This is a genomic window from Rhizobium sp. AP16, from assembly GCF_000281735.1.
Taxonomy (GTDB): domain Bacteria; phylum Pseudomonadota; class Alphaproteobacteria; order Rhizobiales; family Rhizobiaceae; genus Rhizobium; species Rhizobium rhizogenes.
Genome location: NZ_AJVM01000063.1, coordinates 203,726 through 227,288, shown reverse-complemented (window position 1 = coordinate 227,288; position 23,563 = coordinate 203,726). Strand labels below are relative to the sequence as shown.

25 protein-coding genes are annotated in these 23,563 nt (G+C 61.2%); 7 read left to right on the top strand and 18 right to left on the bottom strand.

Annotated elements, in window-relative coordinates; all coding sequences use genetic code 11:
- Window positions 1-5 precede the first annotated feature (5 nt).
- The 4 genes from flgB to flgF form a co-directional block, all read right to left on the bottom strand.
- Window positions 6-398, bottom strand: a complete 393-nt coding sequence (gene flgB, locus PMI03_RS17580; RefSeq protein WP_007695746.1) for a flagellar basal body rod protein FlgB — start codon at window positions 396-398, stop codon at window positions 6-8.
- A 118-nt stretch (window positions 399-516) separates the two neighbouring features.
- Entirely contained in the window at window positions 517-1,062 is a 546-nt protein-coding gene (locus PMI03_RS17575; RefSeq protein WP_007695742.1) for a hypothetical protein, read from the bottom strand.
- A gap of 1 nt (window position 1,063) precedes the next feature.
- On the bottom strand, window positions 1,064-2,452 hold the full coding sequence (fliI, locus tag PMI03_RS17570) for a flagellar protein export ATPase FliI (protein WP_012650939.1): 1,389 nt from the start codon (window positions 2,450-2,452) through the stop codon (window positions 1,064-1,066).
- Window positions 2,453-2,464: 12 nt separating this feature from the next.
- Window positions 2,465-3,199, bottom strand: coding sequence for a flagellar basal-body rod protein FlgF (flgF, locus tag PMI03_RS17565; RefSeq protein WP_007695733.1), 735 nt, complete (start codon window positions 3,197-3,199; stop codon window positions 2,465-2,467).
- Window positions 3,200-3,428: 229 nt separating this feature from the next.
- On the opposite strand from flgF, the gene motA reads away from it, so the two are divergent.
- From motA to PMI03_RS17535, 6 genes are all read left to right on the top strand, one after another.
- Window positions 3,429-4,301, top strand: a complete 873-nt coding sequence (gene motA / locus PMI03_RS17560; protein ID WP_007695731.1) for a flagellar motor stator protein MotA — start codon at window positions 3,429-3,431, stop codon at window positions 4,299-4,301.
- A gap of 2 nt (window positions 4,302-4,303) precedes the next feature.
- Window positions 4,304-5,251 (top strand): FliM/FliN family flagellar motor switch protein, encoded by a 948-nt coding sequence (locus PMI03_RS17555; RefSeq protein ID WP_374188763.1) that lies wholly within the window; start codon window positions 4,304-4,306, stop codon window positions 5,249-5,251.
- Window positions 5,252-5,315: 64 nt separating this feature from the next.
- On the top strand, window positions 5,316-5,855 hold the full coding sequence (fliN, locus tag PMI03_RS17550; RefSeq protein ID WP_007695724.1) for a flagellar motor switch protein FliN: 540 nt from the start codon (window positions 5,316-5,318) through the stop codon (window positions 5,853-5,855).
- 123 nt (window positions 5,856-5,978) lie between these two features.
- A complete protein-coding gene (gene fliG, locus PMI03_RS17545) occupies window positions 5,979-7,022 on the top strand; it encodes a flagellar motor switch protein FliG (protein ID WP_007695722.1) in 1,044 nt (347 codons plus the stop codon).
- 93 nt (window positions 7,023-7,115) lie between these two features.
- Window positions 7,116-8,192, top strand: a complete 1,077-nt coding sequence (flhB, locus tag PMI03_RS17540) for a flagellar biosynthesis protein FlhB (RefSeq protein ID WP_007695720.1) — start codon at window positions 7,116-7,118, stop codon at window positions 8,190-8,192.
- 5 nt (window positions 8,193-8,197) lie between these two features.
- Window positions 8,198-8,635, top strand: coding sequence for a hypothetical protein (locus PMI03_RS17535; protein ID WP_007695718.1), 438 nt, complete (start codon window positions 8,198-8,200; stop codon window positions 8,633-8,635).
- 57 nt (window positions 8,636-8,692) lie between these two features.
- On the opposite strand, the gene visR is transcribed toward PMI03_RS17535, so the two are convergent.
- The 13 genes from visR to PMI03_RS17470 form a co-directional block, all read right to left on the bottom strand.
- Window positions 8,693-9,439, bottom strand: a complete 747-nt coding sequence (visR, locus tag PMI03_RS17530) for a transcriptional regulator VisR (RefSeq protein ID WP_007695717.1) — start codon at window positions 9,437-9,439, stop codon at window positions 8,693-8,695.
- Between the two features lie 11 nt (window positions 9,440-9,450).
- A complete protein-coding gene (gene visN, locus PMI03_RS17525; protein ID WP_007695715.1) occupies window positions 9,451-10,188 on the bottom strand; it encodes a transcriptional regulator VisN in 738 nt (245 codons plus the stop codon).
- Window positions 10,189-10,715: 527 nt separating this feature from the next.
- A complete protein-coding gene (gene fliF / locus PMI03_RS17520; protein ID WP_007695713.1) occupies window positions 10,716-12,395 on the bottom strand; it encodes a flagellar basal-body MS-ring/collar protein FliF in 1,680 nt (559 codons plus the stop codon).
- A gap of 167 nt (window positions 12,396-12,562) precedes the next feature.
- Window positions 12,563-12,952, bottom strand: coding sequence for a hypothetical protein (locus PMI03_RS17515; protein ID WP_007695712.1), 390 nt, complete (start codon window positions 12,950-12,952; stop codon window positions 12,563-12,565).
- Window positions 12,953-12,969: 17 nt separating this feature from the next.
- Window positions 12,970-13,524 carry a chemoreceptor glutamine deamidase CheD gene (cheD, locus tag PMI03_RS17510; RefSeq protein WP_007695710.1) on the bottom strand — a complete coding sequence of 185 codons (555 nt, stop codon included), beginning with the start codon at window positions 13,522-13,524 and terminating at the stop codon, window positions 12,970-12,972.
- Window positions 13,521-13,910 (bottom strand): response regulator, encoded by a 390-nt coding sequence (locus PMI03_RS17505; RefSeq protein WP_007695708.1) that lies wholly within the window; start codon window positions 13,908-13,910, stop codon window positions 13,521-13,523. The genes cheD and PMI03_RS17505 overlap by 4 nt, the downstream gene beginning before the upstream one ends.
- Entirely contained in the window at window positions 13,910-14,953 is a 1,044-nt protein-coding gene (gene cheB, locus PMI03_RS17500) for a protein-glutamate O-methylesterase CheB (RefSeq protein WP_007695700.1), read from the bottom strand. Before cheB ends, PMI03_RS17505 begins: the two co-directional genes overlap by 1 nt.
- Entirely contained in the window at window positions 14,950-15,858 is a 909-nt protein-coding gene (gene cheR, locus PMI03_RS17495) for a protein-glutamate O-methyltransferase CheR (protein WP_007695699.1), read from the bottom strand. The genes cheB and cheR overlap by 4 nt, the downstream gene beginning before the upstream one ends.
- Window positions 15,855-16,322: a chemotaxis protein CheW gene (locus tag PMI03_RS17490; RefSeq protein ID WP_007695698.1), complete on the bottom strand. Its 468-nt coding sequence runs from the start codon at window positions 16,320-16,322 to the stop codon at window positions 15,855-15,857. The genes cheR and PMI03_RS17490 overlap by 4 nt, the downstream gene beginning before the upstream one ends.
- Window positions 16,323-16,326: 4 nt before the next feature.
- Window positions 16,327-18,618 carry a chemotaxis protein CheA gene (locus tag PMI03_RS17485; protein WP_007695697.1) on the bottom strand — a complete coding sequence of 764 codons (2,292 nt, stop codon included), beginning with the start codon at window positions 18,616-18,618 and terminating at the stop codon, window positions 16,327-16,329.
- 16 nt (window positions 18,619-18,634) lie between these two features.
- Window positions 18,635-19,000, bottom strand: coding sequence for a chemotaxis response regulator CheY1 (gene cheY1, locus PMI03_RS17480; RefSeq protein WP_007695696.1), 366 nt, complete (start codon window positions 18,998-19,000; stop codon window positions 18,635-18,637).
- Window positions 18,997-19,293 carry an STAS domain-containing protein gene (locus PMI03_RS17475; RefSeq protein WP_007695695.1) on the bottom strand — a complete coding sequence of 99 codons (297 nt, stop codon included), beginning with the start codon at window positions 19,291-19,293 and terminating at the stop codon, window positions 18,997-18,999. The genes cheY1 and PMI03_RS17475 overlap by 4 nt, the downstream gene beginning before the upstream one ends.
- A gap of 62 nt (window positions 19,294-19,355) precedes the next feature.
- Window positions 19,356-20,999, bottom strand: a complete 1,644-nt coding sequence (locus PMI03_RS17470; protein ID WP_007695693.1) for a globin-coupled sensor protein — start codon at window positions 20,997-20,999, stop codon at window positions 19,356-19,358.
- A 734-nt stretch (window positions 21,000-21,733) separates the two neighbouring features.
- Between PMI03_RS17470 and PMI03_RS17465 the strand changes: the two genes are divergently transcribed.
- The gene (locus PMI03_RS17465) at window positions 21,734-23,230 is read left to right on the top strand and encodes a glycosyltransferase family 39 protein (RefSeq protein WP_007695691.1); all 1,497 of its coding nucleotides are present in this window, start codon (window positions 21,734-21,736) and stop codon (window positions 23,228-23,230) included.
- On the opposite strand, the gene PMI03_RS17460 is transcribed toward PMI03_RS17465, so the two are convergent.
- Complete coding sequence (locus PMI03_RS17460) at window positions 23,227-23,544, bottom strand: DNA-binding transcriptional regulator (RefSeq protein WP_037221080.1); 318 nt, start codon at window positions 23,542-23,544, stop codon at window positions 23,227-23,229. The two genes, PMI03_RS17465 and PMI03_RS17460, sit on opposite strands and share 4 nt — an antisense overlap.
- Window positions 23,545-23,563 lie beyond the last annotated feature (19 nt).

Below are 23,563 nucleotides of genomic sequence, written 5' to 3'. Positions count from 1 at the left end.
TTCATCTATTGTTTTACGGTCATCAACATCATGCGATGAAAGGAGCTGACGAGTGCGGTGTTCAAGCTGTACTGGCGCTTGATCTCGCCCGATTTGGCGAGCTCGTCTTCCAGGCCGACGGTGTTACCCGATTCCTGGACACCAATTTCCTGATTGAGCGACGCTTCCTCGACGTTGATGTCGCCGCTCTGACTGAATTCGTTGCCGGAGAGATGCGCCGGATTGGTCTTCGCCATGCCGACATTCTGGTTGTCCAGAACAGCCTGGAACGGCGTCACATCCTTGGCGCGGAACTTCGGGGTATTGGCATTGGCGATGTTGCCGGCAACAACCTCCTGGCGCGTCTGAAGCCACTCGGCTTGCCGCGAGGCCAGGTCAAAGAGTTGAATGGGTTGCATGGGCTTCTCTCCGTTCTTACACCAGGGACATTAGAGGGATAATCTTGCGTGGGACTTGCGGTGGTCGCGTTCTTGCGGAAGTCTTTAAAAGGCCCGGCATGCGGGCGATTTCGAGTATTTATTCATGGCTGTAGACGTCGCCGGTGGAGGTGACGATCACCCATTTTCCGTCGCGCTGCTCGATAGTGGCCAGGCGGCTGTTATCGGGCAGAAGCGAGCCGACGCGCACGACGAACATGCCGTTGTCATCCTCGATCAGCGCCCGGCCGTTTGCGACGTGCAGCAGATGGAAGGGCGACTTGCCGGGGAACGGCTGATCTTCCGCCGGCGGACCCTTATCGTCCTCCCGCCCGACACTGCTGACCGTCGCCGTCGTCAGCGGATCGGGGATCATGTCCTTCGGCTCGCCCGGATTCTTGTTGACCATGGCAAGTGGCGAGACGCTGACGATCTCGCGCCCCGGCCAGTTCGGCAGATCCCGCGTCCGGTCGCCCTCGGCGACCTGAATGCCGAACTTGTCCGGATTCAGAAACACGTACCACGGGAAGAAAGCCGAGATACCGGCGAGCACCAGGCCAGTGCAGGCCAGCGCTCTGTCGGTGACGGTCCGCCTTTTCGCCGGCTTCGGCGGAGCGACCGGCTCGTCTGCATCGGTTTCTCTCACGTCAGCCTCTCTTTGCCGGTGTGATTGCGACCGCGCCGTTCTTCAGGGCGGTCGCCAGATCGGTGAAGGCGTCGGCGGAGGGCCGCTCGCCTGGGGTCTGCTTCAGGATCTCGTAGATGATCGGTACCTGGCGGACGGCGATATCGAGATCCGCGTCGGCGCCCTGGCGGTATCCGCCGATCAGGCGCAGGTCGCGCGTTTCCTCGTAACGATGCACGAGCGCCTTCAGGCGCGACACCAGCTTTTCCTGATCCGGCGTCCAGGCCTTGCGCGCCAGACGCGAGACCGAGGCCAGCGGGTCGATCGGCGGATAGCGTCCCTCCTCCGCGAGAGAGCGCTGCAGGACGATGTGACCGTCGAGAATGCCGCGGGTGGAATCGGCGATCGGGTCATTATGATTGTCGCCATCGACGAGGATCGAAATAATCGCGGTGATCGTGCCCGTGCCTTCCGGCCCCGGCCCCGCGCGCTCCAGAAGACGCGGCAACTCGGTGAAGACGGACGCCGGATAGCCGCGCGCGATCGGCGGCTCGCCGGATGCGGTCGCAACCTCGCGGATGGCGTGGGCAAAGCGCGTGACGCTGTCGACGATCAAAAGCACATTGTCGCCCTGGTCGCGGAAATGTTCGGCGATGGTGATCGCCGACAGCGGCGCCATCTTGCGCAGCATCGGGCTCTCGTCGCTGGTCGCAACGACCGCGACCGACTTCTGCATGTGGGTGCCGAGCGTATCCTCGATGAATTCACGGACTTCACGGCCGCGCTCGCCGACCAGCGCGATCACCACCTTGTCGAAGGCATCGGCGCGGGCGAGCATCGATAGCAGCGTCGATTTGCCGACGCCGGAGCCAGCGAAAATGCCGAGACGCTGGCCGAGGCAGAGCGGCGAGAAGATATCGATGGCGCGCACACCGGTCTTGAAGCCCGTCTCGACGCGTTTGCGCGTCATGGAAGGTGGCGCGGTGTTGGAGATCGAGCGCGGCTGCGTGCCCGCCGTCAGCGGCCCCAGGCCGTCGATCGGCTCGCCCAGCGAATTGATGGTGCGCCCGCACCAGCTTTCCGACGGCGCGATACGAAAGGCGCCTTTGCGGATGACGGTGTCGTGGATACCGATCGGCTCGCCCGGCTCGATCGGACAGACATAGGTCAATTCCGGTTCGACGCGTACGACCTCGCCGAGATGGACGCCAGTCGCCGACCGATGGGCAACGAACTCGCCGAGACGCACATGCCTGGAAAGGCCGGCGACCGTGTAGTGCCCGGCCGCGATAGTCCGCACATGACCGCCATGAGCGACCGCGTTTTCCGTCATCGCATAGTGCTCCGCCAGCGCGGCCATATGCGGCAACCTTGGGGACAACGCCCCCTCCGGCATCCGATCCTCGAACATGATCCGCCCTTCTTACTGGCTGCCGCCGAGGGTCTTGATCGCTTCCGAGAGCGTGCTTTCGCTGCTGTTGGTGAGCGACGTGATATTGTCGAAGGCGCGGCTGACCTCGATCAGTTCTGTCATTTCCCGCAGGCCATTGACGTTGGAATTTTCAAGATAGCCCTGGGCGACACCGATATTGGAGCGGTCGATCACCGGCTGCGGCGTATCGGTGGGCAGTACGCCGCTGTTGTTGTAGCGCAGGAAACCCTTGCTGACATCGGAGGTATAAAGCCCGATCTGGCCGACCTGCTTGTCGTTCTGCGTGATCGTGCCATTCGAGGAGACGGTCGGCGCGCCGCCGGTGGGATCGAGCTGGATCGGCGCACCGCCGGGATCGAGCACGGGATAACCGCGTGCCGAGACCAGCGCGCCGCTGTCCGTCATCGTAAAACGGCCGTCGCGCGTCAGCACCAGGCCGGCTGGCGTATTGAGGCCGAACCAGGCTTCGCCCTTGACGGCAAAATCGAGGAGATTGCCGGTGTTCTGCAATTCGCCATTGCTGGTGGAGAGATAATCATTGCCCTGCGAAACGAAGGCGACCTTGGCGTTGAGCTTGTTTTCGGTGTTGCTGAGCACCTGATTGAACTTGACCTCTGTGCCACGAAAACCGGTGGTGTTCACATTGGCCATGTTGTCGGCGACCGTTGTCAGACGCCGCTCGAGCGCCATCTGCGATGACAACGACACATAAATACCAGACTGCATTTTCAACGCCCTCCGGACATTGGAGAATAACGGGACAGGAAACGCCCGATAGCGCGGCGTTCCAACATGTCGTTAGCCGGGCATAGATGCCCTTAGCCGTTACTGTGCCGACATTGGCTTGTGCGAGGCTGACACGACAAAAGGCCTGCTGACTGACGTGCCGAACAGCCTCACGCAAGGCAGGTTTCCTAGTTGATTTGAGGAAGCAACGTTCAGGTGTGGACCGGCGATGAATATTATTATCGGATTTGTAGTGACCTGCGGCTGCATCATTGGCAGCTTCATGGCGATGGGTGGGGATGTGAACGCGCTGTTCCAGCCCTTCGAATTTGTCATCATCGCGGGCGCCGGCATCGGCGGCTTCATCATGGCCAATCCGATGAAGGTCCTGAAGGACTCCGGCAAGGCGCTGGGCGAAGCCTTCAGGCATGCGGTTCCCAAAGAGCGTGACTATCTCGACACCCTCGGCGTGCTCTATGCACTGATGCGGGACCTGCGCACCAAGTCGCGCAACGAGATCGAAGCCCATATCGACAATCCAGATGAATCGGTGATCTTCCAGGCCGCTCCGACGGTGCTGAAGAACCGGGACCTGACGGCCTTCATCTGCGATTACGTCCGCCTCATCATCATCGGCAATGCCCGCTCGCACGAGATCGAGGCGCTGATGGACGAAGAAATCAACACTATCCAGCACGACAAGATGAAGCCCTATCATGCGATCACGATCATGGGGGATTCCTTCCCGGCGATCGGCATCGTCGCCGCCGTCCTCGGCGTCATCAAGGCCATGAGCCATATCAACGAATCGCCTGAGGTGCTCGGGCACCTGATCGGCTCGGCGCTGGTCGGCACCTTCCTCGGCATCATTCTGTCCTACTCCGTCTGCGCGCCGCTGGTCTCGCAGATCAAGATCGTGCGCAACAAGCAGCATCGCCTCTACGTGATCGTGAAGCAGACGCTGCTCGCCTACATGAACGGCTCCGTGCCGCAGGTGGCGCTCGAATACGGCCGCAAGACGATCTCCTCCTATGAGCGGCCGTCCATCGACGCGGTCGAGCAGGAAATGATGAACCCCGGCGGTGAGAGCAAGGCGGCCTGACGATCATGAGCCAGCAATCAACGCACCCAAAACAGACGATGGATCCCGTCCTCTTCGCCAAGCTGACCGGTGGCCTTGGCGACCCTGCGACGCTTGCAAAGCTGGGCACGGCCTTCGGCCAGGTCTATGCCGAGTTCCTCCCCGACATCATCAAGAGCGAAACCGGCCTGGATGTCTCCGTCGGCTATGCCGGCTGCCGGTCGGGCCTGATGAGCGAGCTCGTCGCCGGCATCGGCAGCAATTGCGCCCTGGTGAACGGCTCCCTGCGCAACTGGTCGCAGAACTTCCTGCTCGGCTGCGGCACGGGCTTCGTCATGACCTTGATGGAGCATCTGCTGGGCGCCCAGCCCGAGACAATCGACTCCCCCGCCGCGCGGCCGCTTTCGGTAATCGAACTCGACCTCTCCGTCATGGTGTTCGACAAGATCGCCAACGTGCTGCGCTCGGCCGTCAACGCGACCGGCGGCTTCGAACCCTATCTGGATCCGCCCTACAATATCGAGGATCGTCCGACGCCGGTTGCCGGCCAGACCGACGATTTCGCCGCCGCCATCGCAATGACGATCTCGCTCGGCAAGACCGTTTCGGAAATCGTCGTCATCGTTCCGCAATACGAGCTGCTGCGCACCGTGGTCAGCGCGCCGCGAGCGAAGAACCCATCCGCCTCGACCGGCGCGTGGGCGGAGCAACTCAACGAGCAGGTACGCCGCTCGCAGGTGACGCTCGAAGCCCGCATCCGGCTGCAATCGCTGACGCTCGACACGATCTCCAGGCTCGCCGTCGGCGATGTCATTCCCTTTATGGATACGAGCGACGTCCAGGTCGAGGTCAGCGCCAACAGCAAGGACCTCTATGTCTGCGAATTCGGCCGCTCCGGCGAGAACTACACGGTACGCGTCAAGGACACCGTGAATTCCGACGACGAGCTTCTTCGACACCTGATGAATTGAGCGGCCGGGGTGCGGCCCGCACCCACGGCAGCTTGAGGCAAGTTTCAACTGGAATAGTGATTTCATGGCTACGAAGACGACACAGAAAAGCAGCGAGGATTCGCTCGAAATCGCAAGCAGCGACGCCGCATTGGACGAGGCTATCGACGGCCTGCGTGGCGTCCTGAAGAAAGATACCGACGGCGTCGCGCCGGATTTCGATCTCGACGCGTTCGGCGCCGAGCCGGCCACCGGTCTTTCGGCCTTCGGCGATGAATTCGGTGGCGACGATGCAGGCTCCGCCTTCGGCGCAGGCGATTTCGGCGGCCCCTCCGCCTTTGCCGAAACGGCCGCTCCCGGCAGCGCGCTGAGCGCCAATCTCGACCTGATCATGGATATCCCGATCGACGTCCAGATCGTGCTCGGCAGCAGCCGCATGCAGGTTTCCGGCCTGATGAACCTGACCGAAGGCGCGATTATCGCCCTCGACAAGAGGATCGGTGAACCCGTCGAAATCACCGTAAACGGCCGCTGCATCGGCCGGGGCGAAATTACCGTCCTGGAACACGACGATACCCGGTTCGGCATCAAGCTGATCGAGCTGTCCAACAACAAGGCGAAATGAGTCATTTCGCTCCGTTTATTTGATTTTGCATACTATTCCCGAAGATCATTTCGGGATCGGGCAATGAAAGCCTGATTTCTTTTCAGAATAAGCCACTCCCTGTTCGGGACGGAGATGAAGACCATGATGGACTTTGACGATTTCAGCGGCGCCCTTGCCGAGAAACCGTTGTCTCAGGCCGAGAAGGCCGCAGCCGTTCTTCTTGCCATGGGAAAACAAGTGGCGGGACGGCTGCTGAAATATTTCACGCAGCATGAATTGCAGCTCATCATTGCCTCGGCGCAATCGCTGCGGCTCATTCCGCCCGACGAACTGGCGCAGCTCGTGGCGGAATTCGAGGATCTCTTCACCGAAGGCGCCGGCCTGATGGACAATGCCAAGGCGATCGAGAGCATTCTCGAAGAGGGCCTGACGCCGGACGAGGTCGATAGCCTGCTCGGCCGACGCACGGCCTTCCAGGCCTATGAGGCTTCGATCTGGGATCGCCTCGGCGAAGCGGATCCGGCCTTCGTCGCCAAGTTCTTCCTGCGCGAACATCCGCAAACCATCGCCTATATGCTGTCGATGATGCCATCCTCCTTCGGCGCCAAGATCCTCCTGCAGCTGCCGGAGGCGCAGCGCGCCGACATCATGAACCGCACGGTCAATCTCAAGGATGTCAGCCCGAAAGCGGCGCAGATCATCGAGAACCGCGTCCAGGGGCTGATGACGGAGATCGAAGCCGAGCGCAACGCATCCGGCTCGACCAAGGTGGCGGAGCTGATGAACGAGCTCGACAAGCCGCAGGTCGATACCCTGCTGACGTCGCTCGAAACGCTGAGCAAGGAATCGGTCGACAAGGTTCGCCCGAAGATCTTCCTCTTCGACGACCTCATGCTCATGCCGCAGCAGAGCCGTGTGCTGCTGCTCAACGACATCGCCTCGGATATCATCACCATGGCGCTGCGCGGCTCGACCATGGACATCCGCGAAATCGTGCTCGCATCGATCAGCCCACGCCAGCGCCGCATGATCGAATCCGATCTGCAGGTGCCCAGCAACGGCGTCAATGCACGCGAAATCGCCGTCGCCCGACGCGCCATCGCGCAGGAAGCCATCCGGCTTTCCAATTCCGGCCAGATCGAACTCAAGGCCAAGGACACGACACCTGTGGAGAAAGCCGCGTAAGTTCGACGCGACTCACCTGAATCGTCCTAGACTGTTCAAAACAGGGCCGCGCGTGCTGCGCGGCCTCTTTCCGTTTCGCGAAGGACGGCTGCTTTGGCTGACGAAGACAAGGACAGTAAAACAGAGAAACCGACGGAGAAAAAACTCCGCGACACCATGGAGAAGGGCAATGTGCCCCACTCCCGGGAAGCCACGATCTTTGCTTCCATGCTGGCGACCGTCATCTATGTCACCTTCTTCCTGCCGGAGCGCATGGGGCGCATGGGCGAGGTGCTGCGAGACCTCTTCGAGAAGCCGGATCAATGGAAGCTGGAAACGGGGCCGGACGCCCTTTCACTGTTTACCCGAATCGGTTGGGAAGTCGGCAATCTCGTGTTGCCCGCCATCGTTCTGTTCTTCATCTTCGGGATCGGCTCCTCGATGTTCCAGAACCTGCCCACGCCGGTTCTCGACCGCATTCAGCCGAAATTCTCGCGCATATCGCCTGTTTCCGGCTGGAACCGCATCTTCAGCACATCCGGCCTTGTGGAATTCGGCAAGTCGCTCGCCAAGATCGTGGTGGTCAGCATCATCATGTTCTTCGTACTGCGCGGCCAGTTCTTCCACGCGATCGATTCGCTGGCTTCCGATCCGCAGACGATTTTCGTTCGGCTGTCGACCATCGTCCAGAGAATCCTGATGATCGTGCTGTTGGCAACCGCCGTCGTCGGCATTGCCGACGTGCTGTGGAGCCGTCACCATTGGTTCGATCAGCTGAAGATGACCAAGCAGGAGATCAAGGACGAATTCAAGCAGTCGCAGGGCGATCCGATCGTCAAGTCGCGCCAGCGCTCGGTTGCCCGCGACCGCGCCCGCCGGCGGATGATAAAGCAGGTGCCACGCGCAACCCTTGTTATCGCCAATCCGACCCATTTCGCCGTGGCGTTGCGCTATGTCCGCGAGGAAGGCGACGCGCCCGTCGTCGTTGCCAAGGGTCAGGACCTCATCGCGCTGAAAATCAGAGAGATTGCAGAGGCAAACGGCATTCCCGTTTTCGAGGATCCGCCACTCGCACGCTCCATGTTTGCGCAAGTCTCGGTCGATAGTGTCATCCCGTCAGTATTTTACAAGGCCGTCGCAGAGCTAATCCATCGGATCTACGCACAGTCGAATAGAACACGGGTACGATAAATCGAATGAAAAAATGCCCCTACTCTGCTCAACGTGAACGCATTCTCGCTGAGGCCATCAGCCCGGTCGCCAGCGAATTGCGGCTTCTCGACGCCGCCGATCTGATTTCGCTGCTGCGATTCGAACGATACGGCAATCTTGCGGACCTCGTGGCCTCGGCCGCCGAGCTCTATTTCCTTCCCGGCATCGTCAATTTCGGGCTCGGCGGCGATTACAAGCTCGATTGGAGCGGCCCGGCCGAGGTCACGATCGACCTCGAAATCAAGCCGCGTGGCGTCACCATCTATGCCAAGCTCGCGCTTGCCGACCATCATGCCGGCATCGAGATCAACCACATCGCCTTCGAGAAAGCATCCGCTGATCCGGACGAGAATACAGCACTTCTCGCCCGCAGTCTCAAGGATGCCCGCTATGCGATCGGCAGCGCAACGCAGGCGGCCTGAGGACGCCTGAATCATTCCGGAATTTACGATATGAAGATCCGCTGAGGAGCGTCGGCGTCAACTGATGTAACCGAAGCGGATCGCCTTCGCGATCGCCTGGATGCGATTGACACTGTCGAGCTTGATCGTCGCCGAGCCGAGATAGGCGTTGACGGTATGTACCGACAAACCGAGCTTTTCGGCGATTTCCTCGCTGATCCGTCCGTCGCCGGCCAGTTGCAGGCAGGCAATCTCTCGTTCGCTCAATGCTTCGGCGGCCGGCGAGCGGCGCTCATCGAGCGACAGAAGCTCCATCATGATCTGGCAGCTGCGGCCATGCAGCTCGACGATCATGTCGCTCGCCACGTCCATGAACTTCGCGGTGAAAACGACATAGCCATTGCCGACCGAGCCCAGCCGCACCGGAAAAGCAACACCGGCGAAAGGCAGGAGATGCGGCTTCAGGCGCTGGGTGAAAGCGGCAAAATCCGGCGTCTCGGCCGTGCTGTCGCTGTCGCGGCCGTTCCACATCAAAGGTAGCAGCGACTTCTCGATATGCTCGATCATCGCTTCGCCATAGGCCTCGACGAAGGCCTTGTTCATGACGGGATTGGCCGAACCCCAGTTCTCCAGTTCGCAGACCAGGCGCTGCTTGCTCGGCAGGCCGGAACCGCTGAGCCGATAGAGTGCGAAATTCTGCGCGTCGATCAATTTCTGCATCGACACCAGCTTCGGGAAGAGATCGGAGCGGCCGGAAATCCGATGCAAACGACTAAGCTTCGTCTCGCCCGACATGTCCGTCGCCTTGCCCGGCTGATATCGCATTCAATAGGCCTTCAAACGAGGTTGTTTCTGACGGCAAACGCGATGGCTTCCGATCGCGTTTTCGTCGCGGTCTTGCGCATGACGCTGGTGATGTAGTTGTTGATGGTATTGCGCGAGATGCCAAGAATCATAGCGATCTCGTCGCTGGTCTTGCCCTCGGCAATCCAGAACAGACATTCCAGTTCGCGCTCGGTCAAATCGAAATCGCGCTCCAGCTTGCCTTCTACACTGCGGGTGAAGCTGGCGAAATAGCCCGCCAGCAGCCCGACATCGCGCAACCGCTCCGGCGACAGCAACAGGCTGTCACGGGCCAGAAGCATCAGCGAGAACCGCGTGCGCCCGACATTGAAGGTCAGCGCGCAATAGTGACGGCTGACACCCTCCGGCGGCTCGACATCATCGGGCAGGAAGGCAAAAACCGGTTGGAACAGCGACATGGATTTTTCCAGCTCGCCGGCACGGCCATAGCCGTTCGTGAGTTCGGAAGCCAGGCGCCGGACGAGATCGAAGGGCCAATCCGAAGACACGACGAAATCGAGCCCGCTCTCCTGAATCAGGTCGCAGCGCGCCAGGAGATAGTGAGAGGCGCCGACATAATCCGTCAGCACGCGCAGGCCGGATTGGAGATAGGCCGGTCCCGCAACGGCAGTCAGTTGCAGAATGAGCTGATCGCGCGACATGGCGCTGGAAGGGGCGGCTGCTCGCGCATCCTTATCGCCCTTGCTCGCCTGCGATATCTGCATGTCCATTTTCTGCGTTCCTGCCACTGTCGGACGATGGGACGTCAACGAGAGCATTGCTCGGTCTGGACCCAGGGCACCCCCCCCGAAAACCGACATCGATCTTCAAAAAAGGCGCCTGCGCCAACTTAAATTACGATTACGCCTCAAACGCATCCGGCGGAGGCACGGCGCGCAAGCGCTAACATGAATTCCACTTCGGCAATCGCATTGGCCCAGATCGCCGGAAACCCAATCAACAAACTATAAACTGATTTCTCCGCGTCCCTGCATCTTCAAACCTTGAATTCACCGGGGGCGGATTACAGCCCGATTCGCGCCGATTCGGCGCTGTTGCGGACAGATGAGCAGACTGTAAGTCGATTCTTTCTACCCAGCAATGAAATTTGCCTTCTCTTCTTCACTTGCCAACATCTCATACAGCCTGATTTCGTGATGGTGGCTTGCAGCAAATATTCGCGAAATCCAGGATTGCAACGACCTTGTTGCATCCTATCCGTTCACGCGAAAAGACCGGGATCTCCCCGGTCCTTTTATCAGGCGGCCTTGTCGACGGCCCATTTTCTGAGGATCTTGGCGGCTCGCTCCTCGCTGATTTCCACCATCCGCGAGAGGCGACGCTCCGGCCCTTCCTTGACGCGGCGATTGAAAGTGCTGTTGTCCTCGCCCATCGTCAGCAGATCGTCGGTACTGTCGAAGCCGAAATCCGAACCGAAGCCGTCCATCAGCGCCGCGCCGGGTCCGCCGACCGCGCCGGGTGCGAAATCCGGCAATTCGAGCCCGGCCGCGTCCGGCAGAGCCGTGCCGTTGGCACCGCCGCCAAGCGAGCGGATCAGCGGACGGAAGCCCAGCCAGATGATGAGGACGGCGACCGCGACGAAGGCGAGCGAATTGATGATGCCTGCGATATTGCGGCTCAGCACATCCATGATGTTGAGACCCGACGCGTTGTCGTCGAGCAGCTGGGTGTCGAGGAAGTCCATCGCATTGACCGTCACCACGTCGCCGCGGCTTGGATCGAGGCCGGCAGCGGTTGCAACGATCTTCTGCATCTCGGCGATATAGGCATCGACCTTTGCCGGATCGGCCGGCTGACCGACCATCTGGGCGATACGGCCCCTGTTGACCACCACAGCGACCGACAGTTTTTCGATCCTGTAGCTGTTGCGGACCGTTGCGGTCGTCTTGCTATTGATTTCGTAATTGGTCTGCTCTTCGCGCTTGTCGGTCTGGTCGTTCGATGTCGGCCCATTGCCGCCGGCCTGAGGTGCGGCCTGCGGAATGTTCTGCTCGACGGTCGCCGCCGTGTCCGACTGGCGCTGCTGCGACTTCTGCGCTTCCTTGGTGGTGCGGACCGAACGCTCGACCTTTGATTCCGGATCGTAGGTGGTTTCCTGCACCTGCTGGCTGTCGGTGTTCAGCTGGGCCGTCACGCTGGAGCGGAAATTGTCCATGCCGAGGAAGGGTGCCAGCGCCTTGTCGATATTCGATGCGATTTCGCCCTGAACATTCTGCACGATGCCGAGATTGCGGTTCAGAGCCCCATTGCTCTGATCGTCGCCGGAGGCGAGCAGCTGCCCGGTGGAATCGAGGATGGTGACGTCGTCGACCTCAAGACCGGGCACGGCGGAGGCGACGAGATGGCGGATGGCCTGGGCGGCCTTGCGCGCCGCTTCGGCATTGGCCCGGATCATCACCGAGGCCGTCGGCTTCTGGTCCGCCTTCCGGAAGTTGCCGACATCCTGCATGACGATATGAACACGCGCCGCGCTGATGCCGGAGATCGAGGTGATCGTCCGGCCGATTTCGCCCTCCAGCGCACGGACACGAGTCACTTCCTGCATGAAGGAGGTCAGGCCGAGCGAGCCGACATTGTCGAAGAGCTCATAGCCGGCATTGGTGCTGTTCGGCAGGCCGCGCTCGGCAAGTAGCGCGCGGGCCTTGCCGGTCATGCCGGTCGGCACGGTCAGGCTGGTGCCGTCCGCCCCCACCTGGAAATTGATCTTGGCTTCGGCAAGCGCAATGCTGATCTGATTCAGATCGGTCGCATCCAGGCCGACATAAAGCGTCTCCTGGGCAGGCTTGTTGACGTAAAGGGCTGCAAACAGGACCAGCGCCACGGACAAAATGCCCACGCCGGCGAGAGTCAGCAACCGCGTCCTCCCGAGATTCTGCAGATTCCTGAACAAGGGAACTAATTGATTTAACAGATTCATTCTGTTCTCGCACGATTCGTCAAAGACCTGATGGCTTTGTGCCCTGCAGCGAAGATAGGAATCGAAACTTGTGCGAGCGTTTCGTCCGGCGGGGAAAACGAGAGAAGCGAGAAGAAAACTATTTAAAAAAGTATAGGAAAAACAATACCAGGTACCGGCGGTTGCGGTCAGAAGAAATCGAAATCGCCGGCAGCCTTGGCAAGCGGCTGGGAATGGCCGTGACGCTGGCTGCCGCCCAGTGCCTTCTGCATCTCGGTGAGCTTCACCAGGCTCAGCGCCGTCGCGACATCGACCATCCAGCCATCCGGCATGTCGCCGGTAATGGTATCGATGAATTCGGCGATACCGCGTGTCTTCTGTACGGCCAGATCGATGCCCTGCATGACCTTCATCGCGTCAGGCGATTCCAGCACATTGACGCCGCTGAGATCGAGCAGTTGCGGCTCGATGCGCTCGATCAGGTAAGCGATATCGTGCAGTTCCGCGACGATCCGCATCAGGATGGCGGGGAGCGTCTCCTGCATGGCGGTCATGTCGGCGCGCTGGATGTTGGTCATCGGGTAGTCCTCGCTGATCAGAAAAATTCGATCGCATTGTCGACAGGCTTCGGGGCTGCAACGGGGCGCTGTTCCAGGGCCACGGTCTTCTGTGTTTCGGCGCCGGTCAGCGGATATTGCCGCGCACGGCCGGAAACCGGCCAGTACTCCACCTTGCGCCCATGCTCGCCGCCCGTGCTGGAGCTGACGACCGGGATGCCTTCATCCCGCAGGAACTGCATGGCGAAGGCCGCATTCTGTTCGCCGACATTGGAGAAGGTGGCGATCGTCTTTGCGCCGCCGAAAACCTTCGCCTCCAGCCGGTCGCGACGCGCGCCCTGCTTCAGAAGACCGTTGATCAGCAGTTCCATCAGATGCACGCCGTAGCGCGTGGCGTCGCCGCCGCTTGTCGGCGAGGACGCCATTCCCGGCAGCAGAAAATGGTTCATACCGCCGACGCCAGCCACCGGATCGCGCAAACATGCCGCCACACACGAGCCGAGAATGGTCGCCAGGACCACCTCGGGGTCACCGATGACCTTATACTCGCCCTGAATGATATGCACACGACGGGCGGTGGCCTCGAGGATCATTTCAGCGCTCCGAACACGGCCTCGATTGCAGCCTTCATCTTTTCGATGGTGAAGGGCTTGGCGAGAACATTGTTGGCGCCAAGCTGTGCCGCCTTCTGCACCAGGGCGCGATCGCCCTGCGCCGTCAGGATGATGAAGGCGGCCTTCTTGGTTGCCGGATTGGTGCGAACGGCCTGCAACAGGCCGAGACCATCCATCTTCGGCATGTTGAAGTCCGAGATCACCAGATGATGCGGCTGCTGCTGCATGATCTTCATGCCCTGCTCGCCGTCGCCGGCGGCAGTGATCTGCTTGAAACCCAGTTGCGTCAGCGCATCGCTGAGCAACAGGCGGCTGGTGACCTGATCGTCGACGATCAGAACTTTGATTTTCTCCGCTAGAGACATTATTCGCTCCCTTCCTTTCGGGCGGCTGTTACTTTCAATATTTCCTCGCCAATGGCGTTCAGCGGAAACTGCTGTTCGACTGCACCGAGCTCAAACGCGACCCTCGGCATTCCATAGACCACGCAGGTCTTTTCGTTCTGGCCGATAGTGCGCGCGCCGGCATGACGCATCTTGAGAAGACCCGCGGCGCCATCGCGCCCCATGCCGGTCAGGATCACGCCCACGGCGTTGCGGCCGGCAAGCTCGGCCACCGAATCGAACAGTACATCGACGGAAGGGCGATGGCCGTTGACCGGCCCGCCCTCGACCAGCCGGCAATGCGGCGCCGAAGAGCTGGCGACCTGCAGATGCCTTTCACCGCCGGGTGCCAGATAGATCTTGCCGATCTCCAGCCGCGCGCCGTCGCTCGCCTCCTGCACCACGGGGGCGCAGAGACGGTTGAGACGCTCGGCGAAACTGCGGGTGAAACTCGGCGGCATATGCTGGGTGATGACCGTCGGCGGGCAATTGGCCGGGAATTTCTGCAGCACCGCGATCAACGCCTCGACACCGCCGGTGGAGGAGCCGATCGCAACGATCTTGCGGCCGACACGGAAATCGGCAACCGCGGGCGGCGGGGCATGGCTGGCGGCAGGCTTGACATATTGCCGCTGCGAACGGGCCGCCGCCTTCACCTTTTCGGCGAGATCGCCGAAGGGACGGGGCTCGCCCGGCACCGGCTTGCCGACGCAATCGAAGGCACCGATCTCCAGCGCGGCCAGCGTCGCCTCCGCGCCGCGATGCGTCATGGTCGAGACCATGATGACCGGCATGGGCCTCAGCGTCATGATCTTTTCGAGGAAGTCGAGGCCGTTCATGTTCGGCATCTCGATATCGAGCGTCACGACGTCGGGATTGAGCGCCTTGATCGCGGCACGCGCTTCCAGCGCATCCCCGGCCTGGCCGATGACGTCGACCTCAGGATCGGAGCGCAGGACGGCGGTGATCAGGCCGCGCATGGTGGGCGAGTCGTCGACGACGAGAACGCGGGCGGGAGCGCTCATGGTTTTCTCCCCCCGTGCTTGCCGATATGGCGATAGGTGGTGATACCGATATTGTCGAAGAGGTGCTTGGCGTCGCCGGCGACCCGCTCGGAATGGCCGATATAGAGATGGCCGTTGTCCTGCAGCTGACCCGCGAAACGCGACCAGATCTTCGTCTGCGTCGGCTCATCGAAATAGATGACGACGTTGCGGCAGAAGATGACGTCGAAGCTGCCCTTGAACGGCCATTGCGCCAGGAGGTTCAGTTCGTTGAAGGTGATCAGCCGCTTGACGCGATCGTCGATCTGGAACTTGCGGCGCCCCTGGATCTCCACTTCCTGGAACCATTGCTTGCGCATGGCGGGCGAGACAGTTTCGAGTGCTGCCTCGTCATATGCGCCCGCGCGGGCAAGGCCGAGAATCTTCGGATCGATATCCGTCGCCAGTATCCTGAAATCGAGGTCCGCGGCATTCGGCATCAGCGACAAAACCGTGAGCGCGATGGAATAAGGCTCCTGGCCGTCGGAACAGGCCGCCGACCAGATGCGGACGCGACCGCCCGCCTTGGCGCGCGCCAGAAGGCCCGGCAGGACCTCGTCGCGCAGATGATCGAAATGGTGGTTTTCGCGAAAGAAGCGCGTGAAATTGGTCGTCAAGTGCGACAGCATCTCGCGCCGCTGGACGGCGCCTGCCGGCGAAGAAACGAGCTGGCAATAATCGCGGAAGCCCGGCAGGCCGAGCGCGCGGATATGCTTGGACAGCCGCGAATAGACCAGCGATGCCTTGGTCTCGTTCAGAGAGATCCCGGCGTCCGAATAGATCATGGCGGCGATTTCGGAGAGATCCCGGCGGGTCAGCGGATATTCGCCGCTGGCCAGCACCTCGTCCGGGGATACTCTTAGATCTATTGCTCCCATCACGCTCATGCGGCCTGGCTTTCGTGTTCGGGGAACAGGGTTTCGAGTTCGATGAGACAGATCATGCGGCGGTCGATCGCCAGGACGCCACGCGCGAACTGCCGTTCATAATCGGAAGAGACTTCCGGCGTCGGCTGGATCGTGTCGTCGGTGACCGTGAGGATATCCGACACGGCATCGACCAAAAGGCCCACGACCTTGCGCTTGACCTGCGCGACGATGATCACATGCCGCACGGTTGGCTCGGCGCGCCCCATGCCGAGCCGGGCAGAGAGGTCGACGATCGGCAGCACGGCGCCGCGCAAATTGATGACGCCAAGCATATAGCCGGGCGAATGCGGCATCGCGGTTGCGGGCGTCCAGCCGCGAATTTCGCGGACGGACATGATGTCGACGCAGAATTCCTGATCGCCGATCCGGAAGGCGATCAGCTCTCGGGCACCATGGGTCAGGCTCTTGATCGCGTCGGACATAGGCTCAACCCACCGCTGCGTAGGATATTTCAGCCTTCAGCGACTGGCCGCGCGAGGCGCCGACCACGGCATCGACATCGAGGATGAGCGCGACACGCCCATCGCCGAGGATGGTCGCCGCAGCGATGCCGGGCACATGGGTGTAGTTCGCCTCGAGGCTCTTGATGACGACCTGACGCTGGCCCTGGATGGCATCGACCATGAGAGCGCGCTGTCCGCCGCCTTCCGATTCCACCAGCAGCGCGACGCCTTCGACCGGATCGGCCTGGGTGGCGCGGAAGTTCAGGATGCGTCCGACATCGACCAGCGGGCAGAAGCTGTTGCGGATCGAGATCAGGCGATGGTTGGCACCGAAGGAATGAATAGCGGCGGCTTCCGGTTGCAGGGTTTCGACGATTGCGGTCAGCGGCACGACCAGCGTCTGGCCGGCCACAGTCACCACCATGCCGTCGAGGACGGCAAGCGTCAGCGGCAAGCTCATGGTGAAGACGGAGCCATGTCCCGGCTTTGAGGTGATGTTGATGCGGCCGCCGAGCGCCTGGATCGAGCGCTTGACCACGTCCATACCGACGCCACGGCCGGAAATGTCGGAGATCTTGTCTGCGGTCGAAAAGCCCGGCAGGAAGATCAGGTTGTCGATTTCCTCGTCGGAAAGATTGGCATCGGCGGCGATCAGGTCATTGTCGATCGCCTTCTGGCGGACCTTCTCGCGGTTGATGCCGGCGCCGTCGTCGGCCAGCTCGATCAGGATGCGGCCAGAGCGATGCTTTGCCGTCAGGCGAACCGTGCCTTCCGGGTTCTTGCCGAGTGCCGCGCGCTTTTCCGGGGTCTCGACGCCGTGGTCGACAGCGTTGCGGATCATGTGGGTGAGCGGCTCAGCCAGCTTGTCGATGACCGTCTTGTCGACTTCGGTGTTTTCACCCTCTGTGATCAGACGGATCGACTTGCCGGTCATATCGGCGATTTCGCGGACGATGCGCGACATGCGCTGGAAGACCGGCTTCACCGGCTGCGCGCGGATCGCCATGACGCTGTCCTGGATCTCGCGGGTGAGCTGCTGCAGCTCCTCGAGGCCCATATTGATCGAGGATGTACCGTTATTGTCGTTTTCGATGACGCTCTGCGACAGCATCGCCTGGTTGATGACCAGTTCGCCGACGAGGTTGATCAGGCGGTCGACGCGATCGAGATCGACACGGATGGTCTGGCCGACGCCGGCAGCGGCGGCATTGTTCTGCGCGGCGGCACTGGCAGCGGCAGCCGCAGCTTCCTTCTTTTCGACGCGGGCGGCGGCGAGCTGCGCGATATTGCTTACCGTCTCGGCGGCGGCAACCGCGGCGGCCACATCATTCGCTGGCTGCGGCGCTTGCTCGACCACTTCCGCGGCCTGTCCGGCGCCATCATCGTCGAGGGCAGAGAGATCGAATGGCACGGGCACCATCGGCAGCTCATCGTCACCCTTCGAGGCGGCATCCTCGATCCGCCGGACATCGAGCTCGCAATCCCATTCGGCGAATTCGAAGACGGTGCGGATGGCATCTTCGCCCTTGTCCGTCCGGACCGAGATCGTCCAGGCGAAATAGGCGCCTTCAGCATCGATTTCGTCCAGGCCCGGCAAGGCATCCATATTGCAATGAACGCTCAGCTCACCGATGCGCGCGAGATCGCGCAGCAGCAGCGTCGCATCATTGCCCTTGGCGTAGAGATCGGCGCGCGGCTTGAAGCTGACCTGGTATTCCGGCATGGCTACGGGCGCTTCGTCAGCACCGAAATCATCATCGAAGCTGAAGGGGATCGGCTGGAAACCGCTATCATCCGTCGCGGCAGGCGCAACCTCGACCGGGGCCGGTGCGAGTGCGACGGGCTTTGCCTGCTTGGGCGCAGCTTCGACAGCGGCGGACGCCGAAGGCAACTCGCCATGGGCCAGCGCCTCCAGCTCCTTGACCAGGCCTCGGCTACGGGCAGGATCGACGCTGCCGCCGTCGCGGGCCACATTGGTCAGATCCGCCAGCACATCGGCGGCCTTCAGCATGACCTTCAGGACATCCTGGGTCGGCTCCAGCTTGTTGGATCGAACGCAATCGAGCGTCGTCTCGAAGACATGGGCAAAGGAGACGAGATCATCGAGACCGAAGGCCCCTGCCCCACCCTTGATGGAATGAACGGCGCGGAAGACGGCATTGACGGTTTCCGGATCGCGGTCGCCATCATTCATTTTCAGGAGACCGGATTCCAGTTCGGCGAGCTGCTCTTCGCACTCCTGGAAGAAAATCTCTTTGATTTCGTTCATATCCATGAGGGACGGATCCTGTTTAAGCGGTTACACGCTCGATGGCATCGATCAGCTTGGCGGGGTCGAAAGGCTTGACGATCCAGCCCGTCGCACCGGCCTGGCGGGCACGGTTCTTCTTTTCGGCATCGCTTTCGGTCGTCAGCACCAGGATCGGGATAGCGCGGTACTTGTCGTTGCGGCGCACACCCTCGATGAAACCGAAACCGTCAAGGCGCGGCATGTTGATGTCGGTGACGATGACGTCGGGATTGGCTTCCTCGAGGACTTCCAGCCCCTCGATGCCGTCTTCAGCCTGAATGGTCTCGAAGCCGGCATTGTTGAGGGTGACGAGAAGCATGTTTCGAATGGTCCGTGAATCGTCCACGGTCAGCACTTTTTTCTTCATTGCCGGATCTCCTTGGCAAGCAGGTGATCGATGTCGATACCGATCATCTGCAGCGTTTTTTGAAATGCATCCGACACCTTCGAAAAGGTGAAGGACAGCTTGTCTTCATCCCAAGTCTTGGCGGCGGCCATGATGACCTGAATGCACAAAGCGCCGATCCTTTCGACGCTGGAGGCGTCGATCGCGACGTTGCTGCCGCGCAGCCCCATCAGCTTGCCGCGAAGCGCCGAGGCCTCGTTGAGGTCCAGCACCGCGGCCAGACTGACTGTCTTTTCGCCTTTCCTGCTCGCCATCGCTTCAATCCTTGTTGCCTGAAATCGAGCCCCGTGGCCCGCATTCGCATGTAATAGAGTGGTCAATAGGCATTCCGTTCGCCCCCAGCTGCTGCCCTGCGGGGCGGAAAATCGAATTCGACATCATCGTCCTGACGCAGGCCGAAGACGTCGTCGCGCCTGGGGGCCGGCAGACGTTGCGCGCCGACCGCCGAACGCGGCGCCACGGCATGGCGCCGTTCACGTTCAAGGCGGAACTCGCGGATCGTGCGGCCGAGATCGAGGATGGTGTCATGGAGGTGATCGGCACCCTCCTGCGAACGACCGGCGAGGCTGCCGGCAGCGGAAGCGCGTTCGCTGAGACTGCCGATCTCGACAGTCACGCTGCGCAGGCCCGCAGCCTGTTCGTCGGTGGCGGCGGCGATGCCGGAGATGGCGTCGTTGATATCGGTCACCTGGCGCACGATACTACCGATCGCCTCCTGCGTACGACCGACCATCCGCACGCCGGCGTCGACCTGCGCCTTGGTGCCGGTCACCAGCACCTTGATCTCGCGGGCGGCATCGGCGGAGCGCTGCGCGAGAGCGCGGACTTCCTGGGCGACGACCGCAAAACCACGACCGCTGTCGCCGGCACGCGCCGCCTCGATACCGGCGTTGAGAGCCAGGAGGTTGGTCTGGAATGCGATCTCGTCGATGACGCCGATGATCTGGCCGATCTTTTCGGCCGATGTCTCGATGTCGGCCATGGCGGAGATGGCCTGGCCGACAACCTGACCGCTGTCTTCCACCGCAACGCGCGTGGAGGCGGCGGCGCGCTCGGCCGACCGGGTGCTCGTCGCATTGCCGCCGATCTGCTCGGCAAGCTCAGCGAGCTGTCTCGCGGAGGTGGCGAGCCCCTTGGATTGTTCCGTGGAATCCTGCGCAAGGGACCGGGAATCACGAGCGATGGCATTCGTCGTCGCTTCGGCCGCCTGTACGCCGACGGACAGGGCCGTAAATTGCTGCTGGATATCGTCCAGCGCGGCATTCAGTGCTTCCACCAGTTCGGTGTAGGCCGGTGGGGCATCGGCCGGCATGCGGACCGTGAGGTCGCGCTCGGCAAGGCCCTGGATGACATCTGCGAAGAGACCGGCCACTTCCGCCTGATCGGCGGCCCGCTGATCGGCCAGCGCACGCTGATGATTGAGGCGCAGCTCGTTGAAGCGCAGCGATACCGCGATTTCGACATCGACCATGACAAGACGGACGGCGGCCTTGACCAGCTCGCTCAGTTCACGAGCGCGGCGCTTGGTTCCCGGCAAAACGGCCCGGCCACCCATCTCTTCGACGATGCCGGCCAGAATATGCTCCAGAACCACGCCATGGCCGGCGACGTGCCAACGCGGGTCGAGCCCCATCTTGCTTTCGCTGTCGGAGAGAACCTTGACGCGCTCCGCATAGAGGCTGTCGAAGCGGGCATCCGTCAGCACGTCCCAGTGGGAGGATTGCAGATCCTGCAGCCGTTCGAGCTGGCTCTCGCTGGCAAAATTGCGCGCGGCGTCCGGAAAGGTCTGGAAACGGTGAAAGAGATCGCGCAAGCCTGCTTTCAGATGGGTCTCGAGCATCGGCCGATTGCGGCGCACGATCTCGCATTGCTCGGCGGCGAGCCCCGCAAAACGCAAGCGATCGCGAAGGCTTCCCGCCTGCGTCCGCCCTGCCTGATCTGACGGCGAATCCTGCGCCAAAATCGTCCCTGCCGAACTGCCGGGCGCAAAGAGCCCCGGCGAAACCGCTAATAATCGGGTTCAGACGCTATGAGAGGACGAGAAAGGGCGGAGGTCGCCGTCGATCGATTGATCGCGGCACACTGAAGCTCGCTCGTTCATCAAAGTCTGTTCCCGGACCTATTTGATGAGATTGATACCGGATCGAGCCCGGTACGACGGGGCGGCTTCATGCCTGGTGAGAACGAGTAACAATTGTCCCATTCCGACGTGCAGCTTCCATGTTTATGGTTAATTCCTTGCTTGAAGGTTAATAGCCGTCGTCGGACCCTCCGTTTTAATTTGAACTGTTCCCGGTTCAATTTCGCTCACTGGCCGATTCGAGTAAAACCGGGGCCGGCCGCAAGTCACGGGCAAGCTTCATGCTTTAATCCTGCAAGTAGAGACACCTTCGATGTCGACGTGGAGAGAGCAATGATTGTTCTTGGTTTGACTGCCTTGTTGACCGCCGGCATGACGCTTGCCGCCTTCACATTTCTGAGCCGCCTCGAAGAGGTGCGCGTGAAGAGCTCCCCGCGGGTACTCTGAAAATTCCTTTCCAACGCCCATAGGCGACACAAATCCCTCATGAAGGGGTCCTATGTGCGCGGCATCGCGCCGCGCTTTCCGCCATCTTTCCCGCGCATCGGGAGCTGGCGTCGAGCTCGATAGTTCCGTATGAAGCCTCACGACCCGGCACCGAGATCGACCTGTCAATGTCCGATACGACCAATTCCGAATCTAGCCACCAGAGACTTTCGCCGCGGCTTGCTCTCGCCATCATCTTCGGCATCACGCTTTGGCGCGTGATCATGCTCGTCTTCAACAGGACGGATCTGTTCGTCGACGAGGCGCAATACTGGTTCTGGGGACAGAACCTCGATTTCGGCTATTATTCCAAGCCGCCGATGATCGCCTGGGTTATCCGTTTCTTCAATGCGATATCGGGATCGGACTCGACCTTCTGGATCCGCGTTTCCGCGCCGCTCTTCCATCTTGCCACCGCGCTGATGCTGATGCTGACCACGCGGCGGCTATTTGCCGGGGATACGGGAGAAGAGATCGCGCCTTGGGTCGGCGTCATCTTCGTCACCCTGCCGGCCGCCTCGCTGTCGGCGGTGCTGGTATCGACCGATACGATCCAGATCCTGTTCGTCACCATTGCCATCTGGGCCTTTCTCGGCCTGACCCGGCGCTCGTCCCTCCTCGAGGCGCTGATCCTCGGCGCCAGCCTCGGCATCGCCTTCCTGACGAAATATTCCGTGCTTTTCCTGCTGCCGGGCGTCGGCATCGCCATGCTGACCTTGCGTTCGGCGCGTATTGCCTGGCGCGACGTGTTCATCGCCGCCATCGTCGGCGCCATCGTCGTTTTCCCTAACCTCTGGTGGAACTTCGCCCATGACGCAGCGACGGTGCGCCATACCGAAAGCATCGCCCGGTGGAATGGCGGGGGCAACAGTGGCGGGTTGGTGCAGCACCTGCTCGGCGGGCTCGGCTTCCTCGGCGCGCAATTCGGCGTCGTCGGCCCTGTCATCTTCTATGCCATGCTCTGGGCCGTCTGGCGGTTGATCCGCGGAAAAAGCGACGATAGGGAAAAGCTGCTTATCTGGCTGTCGGTTCCAGTCGTCGCCATGATCACGCTGCAGGCGCTGTTCGCCAAGGCCTATGCCAACTGGGCCGTCGCTGCCTATGCAGCCGGCACCATCCTCGCCGTCTGGATTCTCTATCGCCTGACGAAGAAGGGCCTCGTCGTTTCGCTGATCATCGGCGCCGTCGTTGCCTTCCTGCTGCCGGTGCTCACTGTCCTTGCCTATGACATCAAGCTGCCGAACGGCGATCTGGTGATGAAGCGCTATGTCGGCCGCAGCGCCATCAGCCTGGAGGTCGCCGATATCGCGACCAAGGCGAACTTGCCCGACATCGTCTCCAGCGACCGGGATATTCTCGCCGACCTGTTCTATACGCTGAAGGGTAAGCCCTATCGCATCCATGCCCGCAATTTCGGCGGCTTCCCCAAGAGCTATTACGAGCAGAATTTCTCGCTGCCCTCGAATACGACCGCCGATGTGCTCTATGTCGACGACGGACCGCTCGATTGCACGGCTGGCCGATCGGAACTGATCAAGAGCTGGTCGCCCGAGTTCGGCTACAAGAAAGGCAAGACGATCTACGCCTATCGCGTTTCGCCAGCCTGCCTCACGCCCGCTCCCTAGTCCTGACCCTGCTTGGGGGCGCGACGTGGACAGACGCCCCAGCCAAGCTCCGGCATTTCCGCGAAGACGGCGCCACCCTCTTCGAAGGCGAGGCGCAATTGCGCTTCCGTGGCCCGATGAATATCATGATGGCCGCCCTCGTAGTCACGAATCGTGCTTCGTGACACGCCGGCCCTTTCCGCGATGTCCGACTGTGTCCAGTCCAGCAGCCCGCGTGCCGCTCGGCAGAGCGCGGGGGTGAGAATCATTGGTTTATTGCCTTGATTCACAACCAGAAACCACCCATATTGGTCAACATAAGCCAAATATGTCATAAACTGCGCGGGATTTCCA